The organism is Mycobacterium sp. (assembly GCF_035314665.1).
GTDB lineage: Bacteria > Actinomycetota > Actinomycetes > Mycobacteriales > Mycobacteriaceae > Mycobacterium.
The window spans coordinates 1-8,367 of record NZ_DATFZD010000260.1 but is presented as its reverse complement, the minus strand read 5'-3'; the positions used below and the strand labels follow the sequence as shown (position 1 = coordinate 8,367).

Genomic DNA, 8,367 nt, shown 5'->3' with positions numbered 1-8,367 from the left:
GTCCAACCGCGACTTCACCATGCGCGCCGTGAGCTTGTGCCCGGACACTTTGCCCGCGAGCGGAGATGTGTTGGTGCCGATGGTCACCGAGATGGCGGGCTCGTCGACGGTGATGCGAGGGAGCGCGCGGGCGTGGTCCGGGTCGGCGAGCGTGTCACCGATCATGATCTCGGGGATACCCGCCACGGCGACGATGTCGCCCGCGATGGCCTCCTCGGTGGCGGTGCGTTCGACGCCCTCGGTCACCAGCAGTTCGGTGATCTTGGCGTTCGTGATGACCGGATGGCCGTCCACCTCGCGCATCCAAGCCACCTGCTGGCCCTTGCGAATGCGGCCCTTGTAGATCCGGATCAGCGCCAGTCGACCGAGGAATGACGACGCGTCGAGGTTGGTCACCAGCGCCTGCAGCGGCGCCTCGGGATCACCCTGTGGCGGCGGGATGTGCTCGAGCAGCACGTCGAACAGCGGGTCCAGGTTGTCGCCGTCGGGGTTCGCGCCGTTGGGCGGTTCGGTGGTGCTGGCGATGCCGGCACGTCCTGAGGCGTAAAGCGTAGGCAGGTCGAGCGCCTTCTCGGCCGCCGCCTGTGCCTCCTCGTCGAGGTCGGAGGCGACATCGAGCAACAGGTCGTGGCTCTCCTCGACGACCTCGGCGATGCGGGCGTCGGGCCGGTCGGTCTTGTTGACGACCAGGATCACCGGCAGATGTGCACCCAGGGCCTTGCGCAGCACAAAGCGGGTCTGCGGTAGCGGGCCTTCGGAGGCGTCGACCAGCAGCAACACTCCGTCGACCATGGACAGCCCGCGCTCGACCTCGCCGCCGAAGTCGGCGTGGCCCGGGGTGTCGATGACGTTGATCACCGTGGTGGACCCGTCCGCGTGCTTGCGGTGCACGGCGGTGTTCTTGGCCAGGATCGTGATGCCCTTTTCCTTTTCGAGGTCACCCGAGTCCATCAGCCGCTCGATCGCGTCGTCGCCGCGGTGGGTCAGCGCGCCGGATTGCCGCAGCATGGCGTCCACCAGCGTCGTCTTGCCGTGATCGACGTGGGCGACGATGGCGACGTTGCGAAAATCCACGCCGGTGATTGTCGCAGCGCAAGCTACCGATCGCGAAACCGAGTGACGCCCGTCACGGTTGTTGGGAAAGATAGGGAAATCCCTTATTGATCAGCGCCTTCGGCCTCGCAGAAGATGTGAAAGCCGCGATCGGTCGGCTTTACAAAGGAGTCCGAAGACGATGGATAACCGCCGCTTGATGTTGAGCGCGGCTGTCGGTGGACTGCTCGCGGCCGTTTACCTCTCCTCGGCATTCGTGCCCTGATCATCGCGGCTCCAAGGCTCGACGCAGGGCAGGCAGCCAGTCGCGGTCGGCGGGTACCCAATCGATGTCCTGCAGCTGCGCCGCCGGCACCCAGCGCAGCGCACCATGGTCGTGCGGATGAGGTTCACCGCGGATCAGACTGACATGGTAGGCACGCAGTGTTGTCGTCGCATTGAGCGCGATATCGTCGCCGAGGCGTTCGCCGACCGCGACTTCGATGCCCAGCTCCTCGGCCAGTTCGCGGGCCAGCGCCTCGGGCTCGGTCTCACCGGGCCCGACCTTGCCGCCCGGCAATTCCCAGCGGCCCGCCAGCTCGGGCGGCCGCAGGCGTTGTGCGACCAGCACCCTGGATTCGGCGATGACGGCGCCGGCGACCACGATCTGGTTCGGCATCGCGGTGACGGTATCCGGTCGACTGGTGGCTGTGTTAGCGAATACCACCTCCGTGCTCGCACATCGCCCGGCTTCCTAGCCATACAGAAAGCCCCGACCAAATGGCCGGGGCTCTCTGCTCTGACCGTCAGAACAGTGACGGCACGGTCTCGAACAGGAAGCTGGCGCCGGTCGCGGCCAGGGTCGAGCTGTCACCGTAGATGCCGGCGAAGTCGAAATTACCGGGGTCAGTCAGGTTGGCGCCAGCGGAGGCGTCGCTGCCGTAGCCCAGGATGGCGGCGATGTCGTTGTTCCCGAGCACATCGGTGGCAGTGCCACCGGCCGTGGCCGTGCTGCTGCCGAGCACGAAGGCGTCGTTGCCGTTGCCGAACTCGGCAAACGAGCTGCCGCCGCCGACGCCGCTAAAGGCCTTGTTGAAGTTGCCCTGGATAGCCTCTGCGACGCTGTCGAGGCTATTGGCCGTGGCCGAGTCGAAGTTGCCGGCACCGGCCATGGCCGTGCTGCCGGCGACGGAGGCGGACGCGTAGTCGAGGTAACCGCCGGCAGCCGTGGCATCACCGTTGGTCTCGCTGGCGAAGGCGGCTAGGAGGCTGCCCTCGCCGGCCGTGGCGGTGCCGCCGTCGGTGGCGGAGGCCAGGTTGCCGTAGCCGGCGCCGGCCGCAGCGGTGCTGAAGAGGCCGTCTGCGACGGCCAGGTTGCCGAAGCCGCCGGTCGCGGTGGCGTCGGTGTCAGCGCCGCTCGCGATCGCAATGTTCCCCATGCTCGAGGTGGCCGTGGCGGTGCCCTCCTGCAGCAACGAAAACCCGTCGATCGAGATAGCGAAGTTCGAATTGGCCGCGGGGAAAGCGTCTTGCAGCAGTGACGACACGTCGATCGAGCTGAAAATGTTCGGATCGGGCGTCGGGTCGGCGGATGCGATCCCCGGCGTGGAGGCCAACGCGGCCCCGACGACCAAGCCCGCTCCGAGGATGCCAACACGACCAACAGCGAAGATGTTCAGCATGATTCGTCCTTCCCTTGGGACTGGGCCGCCGCCCCGGCCGGCGGGCCTCTTTTACATGTGCGTCATTACGACTTTTCTAATCTAACTCTCAGATAGACGCTCCGCTAGAGTCGCGCGGGACCAATCGAGATCGCACGCTTTGTTGATAGCGCCGGACACCCTCAAATATGGTTCTGAGCTGCGCACTCTCGAACATTTCGTGTCCTGCCAATGCTCTAAAAAGCTTGCATTTTCAACTTTGATTTCGCTCAGCGTCCTTTCAGACAGGACCGCGCCCCCATGGCCCCGCGTACAGGCTCGTGAAACGGCCGACGTGCACCAACCGGTACCCAAATTTGCCGAGAAAACCCTGGTGGCTATAGCGGTAGGGTCAGGTGTATGGCTGTGTTAACGGATGAACAAGTAGACGCCGCACTGCCTGACCTGAACGGCTGGAAACGCGCGGACGGCGCACTGCGCCGGTCGGTGAAGTTTCCGGCGTTCCTCGCCGGGATAGACGCCGTGCGACGGGTGGGCGAGCACGCTGAAGCCAAGGATCATCACCCCGACATCGATATCCGTTGGCGAACGGTCACTTTCGCGCTGGTAACGCACTCCGAGGGCGGCATCACCGACAAGGATGTGGCGATGGCGCACGACATCGACGGAATTATCGGGGACTAGTCGTTCGCGTTCCGCTCGCGGCGATCCACGCCAACGTCGCCAGCGTCGCGACGATGTAGACCAGTCCGCCCCAGGCCAGATACCACGCCCTGCCGTTCTGCCAGATGGTCGGCTGGGCGAAGCTGAGCAGCCACGGCACGCCGATGACGGTCAGCACCAACCAGACCCAGCCGAGAATGCGCGCGCCGAGACGCTGCGATAGCGGCCCGTGCAGCAGCCAGATCATCAACGGCACCAGCCAAACCCAGTGGTGCGTCCAGGAAATCGGCGCGACCAGCAGCCCGAACAACTCGACGACCAGCAGGGTGCCGAGCCGGTCGGTTCCGCTGGTGTTCAGTGCGCGCCAGGCCAGGAAGGAAAGTATCGCGATAATAGCGATCCCGATCAGCACCGGCGGGCTGTAGCCGGCATCGTGGCCGACGATCCGACAAACGCCGCCCCGCCAGGACTGATTGAAGATGGTGCACATCGGCCCGACCCGGTCGGTCTTGAAGATCAGATCGGTGAAGTAATAGCGGGTTTCGTCGGGGATGACCAGAGCTGACACTGCGACGGTGGCCAGGAAGACGACCGCGGAAAACACCGCCGCACCCCACCGGCGGGCACCGACGAAATACAGGCCGGTGATCGCCGGCGTCAGCTTGACGCCGGCCGCCAGGCCGACCAGCAGGCCCGACAACCACCACCGGGTGGAGTAGACGGCGAAAAGTGCGGCCAGCACCAGCAGCACGTTGATCTGGCCGTAGTCGAACGTGCTGCGCAGCGGCTCGAGCCAGATCGCGATCGCGGTCCACAGCATCGCCAGACGGCGACCCTCGCCGGCCGCCACGCCGAGCAGACGCTGGCTCAGCCGGACCACGCCATAGAGCGCCGCAATCGTCCCGACCTGCCAGCAGAAGGCGACCAAGCCGAACGGCAGCAGGTGCAGCGGGTAAAAGACGAGCGCCGCGAAGGGCGGGTAGGTGAAGGGCAGCGGGAAATTCGGCGTCTGGTCGGCGTAGGTGTAGTGGTACAGGCTGGCCACGTGGTCGATGGTGGCCGCACCGTAGACGTACACGTGCAAGTCGACGAAGTTGGCCCCGTGCGGAGCCCGATACGTCCAGCCCAACCGCCCGGCGACGCTGAGGATGAATAGCACCGGACCCGCGGCGTTCAGCGAAATCGCCCGCCGACGGGTGTTAGCTGCCGCCGGGGCGGCCGAGGTGGTGTCTATCTGCACGACTCTAACGGGGCCGCCACAGCTGCGAATGCCGCCCGGATGAGCCCGCCCGGTCACCGCAGTCACACGTATCCGTAACGATCAAATAACCGCCACACGTGTCACTTGAGTCACTTCAGTATCAAGCGAACTATCGGCGCGGGAGGACCCCGTCATCGAGAACCAGGGAGAGTCATGTCAACCATTTGGACGTTGTTACGCGCCACCGCGGTGGTGGCGGGCTCATCGGCCGCGCTACTCGCCGGCGGTCTGATGGGCACAGCCCACGCGGACCCGGCGGCACCCGTGCCCGCACCGAACATCGGGCAGCAATTGGTCGCCGGGGCCGCCGGCGCACCCCAGGTGCTGCAAAACCTCGGGACGGCCCTGGCTGGACAGCCGGCAACGCCGCCGCCGTTGGCCAGCATCCGTGTTCCGCAACCGTCAGCGGCCGTTCCGGGAGCAACGTCGACCGTCCCGGGCGCAACCTCGCTCTTCCCCGGCCCTGCTCCGGCGGCGACGACCGCGAGTCCCGGACTCGGCATCCCGGGGCTGACGCCGACCGTTTCGGCACCGGCCTCTCCGGCGGCGACTACCGCGACACCCGGCCTTGGCGTCCCAGGGCTGACGCCGACCGTTCCGGCGGCTGCGCCGGCCGGACCCGCGGGGTTGCTGCCCCAGGCGCAGCTGAACTTGCCGCAGATGCCGTTCCTGCCGGTGCCGCTGCCGCAGCAGATTTCGTTGCCCGGCGACCTGACCTCGTTGGTGACCGGTGGAGTCCCGGCTTCTCCCAGCGTCAGCTCGCCCGGATTGCTACCCGTCCCGGCCGCTGCGCCGGTCGCATCGCCGAGCCCGGCGTTCTTCCCGGTGTCCGGCCTGCCGTGATGCACGTTGGCCGGCTAGCGCGCCCGTGCTAGCCGGCCACCCACACCAACAACCACCGGGAGGACATCATGGCAATCACCAGGAACTTGATCAGCGGCTTCGCCGCTGCGGCCATCGCTTGCAGCGCCGCAGTGGCGCTCGGCCCCGCTGCGGCGGCCGACCCGACACCACCCCAGCCGATCCCCGCTCAGCAGTTTCCCGGGCTGCCGGCGCTGACCGAGTTGAGCCCGATCATTCAGCAGGCCGCCGGCAACCCCGAGCAGGCGACGCAGTTGCTGATGGCCGCGGCCCAGGCATTCAGCCACAATCCGACGGCGCCCGACCAATCGAAAAGCGTTGCGGCGTCGGTGAACCAGTTCGTCCAGGCGCCCAACGCCGCGGTTCCGACCGACCTGAATCAGCCAGCTGGATCCGCCCCCACGGCGCACATCGTCCCGCCCGGTGTGGAACCGGGCGCACAGGCGCACCTGCCCACGGGTATCGACCCGGTGCACGCGGCGGGCCCCGGGCCCGTGGCCGCACCCGCCCCCGCCCCGCCGAACGCCGTCCCGGTGGCCGCGGCGGTGCCGCCCGCCGGACCGGCTCCCGCCGCCGCCCCGGCTGCGCCGCCCGCTGCACCGGCACCAGCTCCCGCGGCCACTCCTCCAGTGGCACCGGGTTTCAGCCCGGACACGCCGCCCACGCAGGACTTCATGTATCCGTCGATCAGCAATGGCTGTGCGGCCGACGGCGGTAACGTCCTCGCCACCGCCCTGTCGGTGGCCGGGCCCGCGAAGATCCCTACGCCGGGCCCTAAAGCCGGACAGACCGCCTACGTGTTCACCGCGATCGGCACACCGGGACCCGCCGACGTGCAGAAGCTGCCGTTGAATGTGACCTGGGTGAATTTGACCACCGGCAAATCGGGCAGCGTCACGCTCAAGACGCAACCGGACATCAACCCGGCGGGGCCGACCACCTTGACCGCCATCGCCGACACCGGTTCGGGCAGCGTGATGTCAACGATCTTCGGGCAGGTCACGACAAAGGACAAGCAGTGCCAGTTCATGCCCACCATCGGTTCGACGGTGGTGCCGTAAGCCCGGTTCTGTCCGTCGGCGCGCGTCCAACGACGTGTGCGCGCCGACGGATCGGCCGTCAGTAGGCCATGAACAAAATTGCGTCCCGGTCGTACTCCAGTCCGGGATGAGCGCTGGCCAGATGCGCCTGGGTCAGCTCGACCAATTCATCTTCGTCCTTGCCGGTGATCGCCTCACCACACGGGCAGTTCAGATGTGTCTTCACGTTGACGCCTTTCCGATGGACTTCTTGGCTGCCTTCATCTGCTTTTTGTACGAGCGCACTTTTTCCAGTGAACGGGCGTCGGCGATGTCGGCGACCGACAGATGCGTACCGGCCTTGCCGAATTCGCCCGCCGCGGCCCGCCAACCCTTCGGGGTCACCGAGTACTGCTTACCGAGCAGCGCCAGGAAGATTCGCGCCTTCTGTGCGCCGAACCCCGGTAGCGCCTTGAGCCGTCGCAGCAACTCGGGCCCGTCGGGGTCGCCCGCCGTCCATAACCCGGCCGCGTCGCCGTCGTATTGGTCGACGATGATCTGGGCCAACGCCTGGATTCGCTTGGCCATCGAGCCCGGAAATCGGTGTATCGCAGGCCTTTCCGAGCACAGGGCGGCGAACTTGTCCGGGTCGTAGTCGGCGATTTCGCCTGCGTCCAAGCCGCCGATCCGGTCGGCGATCTTCTTCGGACCGGCAAAGGCGACTTCTAATGGAATCTGCTGGTCTAAGACCATGCCGACTACCAACGCAAACGGACTCTCAGACAGAAGTTGATCGGCGTCGGGCTCCTGCGCCAAGCAGAGCTTCACAGTAACGACGTGTTCCTTCCGTCGAGCCAACTGGTACAACCCAACCACAAGCAGGCGGGCGAAGCGAATGCCAGGCCCCGGATCAGCTCACGACTGTGCTTACGGGCTACGGTGGCCCTACACCATTGCTTCGGTGAGGGAGGGTCACCATGACCGGCAGCCAGTTGAGGAACCTTGCCGGGTTCACCGGACTGTCCTGCATCGCGATCGGCATCTACCATTTCGTGCTCGGGACGGCCTCGGTTCCCGGTGCGACGGACGCCAACGCCACCGTCGATTCGCGGGAGCGGTTCTACTCGGCCTTTTTCGCCGGGTACGGCGTCGCGTGGCTACGGGCCGCGCGCAAATCCCCGATCCGGGCCGGTGATGTGCGTCTACTGGCGGGCCTCATGCTGTTGAGCGCAGTCGGACGCGTGCTCTCGCTGGTTCACAATGGCCGGCCGCACTGGTTCCAAGAAGTGCTCACGGCGATCGAATTCGTCGTTCCCGCTGTGTTTTTCGGGATCGCGGACTCGGAAGAGAAAGCGCAGCTAAACCCGGTCGGGTAGGCGGCTAACCGCTTTTGCGGCGAAACTCTCGACGGTTCTCCACCGGCCCGTGCACGCGGGGCGTCTTGGCGCCGCCGTCCTTATGATCCGATCCGCCAGCCGACTTGGCGTTTTTGCGCTCGAGCGCCTCTCGGAATTTGCGTTTGGTGCCGTCCTCCGACGCAGAATCGGGCCCCGACTTGGATGCTGCCATGCCCGCAGCCTAGCGCGCCCGCGGCATTTCAGCGTGATTCCATCACCGCACGCCCGGCGGCATGCCGTATACGTGTGCGATCGGCATCGTCAGCACCACACGACGGTCGGTGACCATCGCCTGGCGGTAGTCGTCCCAGTCCGGGTGTTCACCGGCGATGTTGCGGTACAACGTAATCAGCGCTTCGACGGTGTCGTCGTCGACCGCGAGCGCCGGCGGCGTCAGCTCCGCGTCGCCCTCGGCGACGGCGTAGGACCAGCCGTCGTCGGAGCTGACCAGCAGCGACGCCCGCGGGTCGCGA

The 8,367-nt window shown here is 66.5% G+C and carries 11 protein-coding genes and 1 pseudogene; 4 read left to right on the top strand and 8 right to left on the bottom strand.

What is annotated here, in order from left to right; genetic code table 11:
- From VKI00_RS18545 to VKI00_RS18535, 3 genes are all read right to left on the bottom strand, one after another.
- Nucleotides 1–1,074, bottom strand: a 1,074-nt coding sequence (locus tag VKI00_RS18545) for a GTP-binding protein (protein WP_324439923.1), incomplete at its 3' end; no start/stop codon positions are given.
- A gap of 244 nt (nt 1,075–1,318) precedes the next feature.
- Nucleotides 1,319–1,711, bottom strand: coding sequence for a (deoxy)nucleoside triphosphate pyrophosphohydrolase (locus tag VKI00_RS18540; protein WP_324439921.1), 393 nt, complete (start codon nt 1,709–1,711; stop codon nt 1,319–1,321).
- A gap of 127 nt (nt 1,712–1,838) precedes the next feature.
- Nucleotides 1,839–2,714, bottom strand: a complete 876-nt coding sequence (locus tag VKI00_RS18535; RefSeq protein WP_324439919.1) for a hypothetical protein — start codon at nt 2,712–2,714, stop codon at nt 1,839–1,841.
- 378 nt (nt 2,715–3,092) lie between these two features.
- Between VKI00_RS18535 and VKI00_RS18530 the strand changes: the two genes are divergently transcribed.
- The gene (locus VKI00_RS18530; protein WP_324439917.1) at nt 3,093–3,377 is read left to right on the top strand and encodes a 4a-hydroxytetrahydrobiopterin dehydratase; all 285 of its coding nucleotides are present in this window, start codon (nt 3,093–3,095) and stop codon (nt 3,375–3,377) included.
- Here VKI00_RS18530 and VKI00_RS18525 read toward each other — a convergent pair.
- A complete protein-coding gene (locus tag VKI00_RS18525) occupies nt 3,364–4,626 on the bottom strand; it encodes a mannosyltransferase (RefSeq protein ID WP_324439925.1) in 1,263 nt (420 codons plus the stop codon). The two genes, VKI00_RS18530 and VKI00_RS18525, sit on opposite strands and share 14 nt — an antisense overlap.
- 144 nt (nt 4,627–4,770) lie before the next feature.
- Here VKI00_RS18525 and VKI00_RS18520 point away from each other — a divergent pair, with 144 nt between their 5' ends.
- A complete protein-coding gene (locus VKI00_RS18520) occupies nt 4,771–5,460 on the top strand; it encodes a hypothetical protein (protein WP_324439915.1) in 690 nt (229 codons plus the stop codon).
- Between the two features lie 68 nt (nt 5,461–5,528).
- On the top strand, nt 5,529–6,539 hold the full coding sequence (locus VKI00_RS18515; protein WP_324439913.1) for a hypothetical protein: 1,011 nt from the start codon (nt 5,529–5,531) through the stop codon (nt 6,537–6,539).
- Between the two features lie 58 nt (nt 6,540–6,597).
- Here the strand turns inward: VKI00_RS18515 and VKI00_RS18510 are convergent, their stop codons facing one another.
- Both VKI00_RS18510 and VKI00_RS18505 read right to left on the bottom strand, forming a co-directional pair.
- On the bottom strand, nt 6,598–6,744 hold the full coding sequence (locus VKI00_RS18510; RefSeq protein WP_324439911.1) for a DUF1059 domain-containing protein: 147 nt from the start codon (nt 6,742–6,744) through the stop codon (nt 6,598–6,600).
- A complete protein-coding gene (locus tag VKI00_RS18505) occupies nt 6,741–7,325 on the bottom strand; it encodes an HhH-GPD-type base excision DNA repair protein (RefSeq protein ID WP_324439909.1) in 585 nt (194 codons plus the stop codon). Before VKI00_RS18505 ends, VKI00_RS18510 begins: the two co-directional genes overlap by 4 nt.
- A gap of 149 nt (nt 7,326–7,474) precedes the next feature.
- Here VKI00_RS18505 and VKI00_RS18500 point away from each other — a divergent pair, with 149 nt between their 5' ends.
- On the top strand, nt 7,475–7,873 hold the full coding sequence (locus tag VKI00_RS18500; protein WP_324439908.1) for a DUF4345 domain-containing protein: 399 nt from the start codon (nt 7,475–7,477) through the stop codon (nt 7,871–7,873).
- 4 nt (nt 7,874–7,877) lie between these two features.
- Here the strand turns inward: VKI00_RS18500 and VKI00_RS18495 are convergent, their stop codons facing one another.
- Nucleotides 7,878–8,066 carry a DUF5302 domain-containing protein gene (locus VKI00_RS18495; RefSeq protein WP_324439906.1) on the bottom strand — a complete coding sequence of 63 codons (189 nt, stop codon included), beginning with the start codon at nt 8,064–8,066 and terminating at the stop codon, nt 7,878–7,880.
- Between the two features lie 42 nt (nt 8,067–8,108).
- Nucleotides 8,109–8,367, bottom strand: a pseudogene (locus VKI00_RS18490) (PPOX class F420-dependent enzyme); the annotation flags it as partial.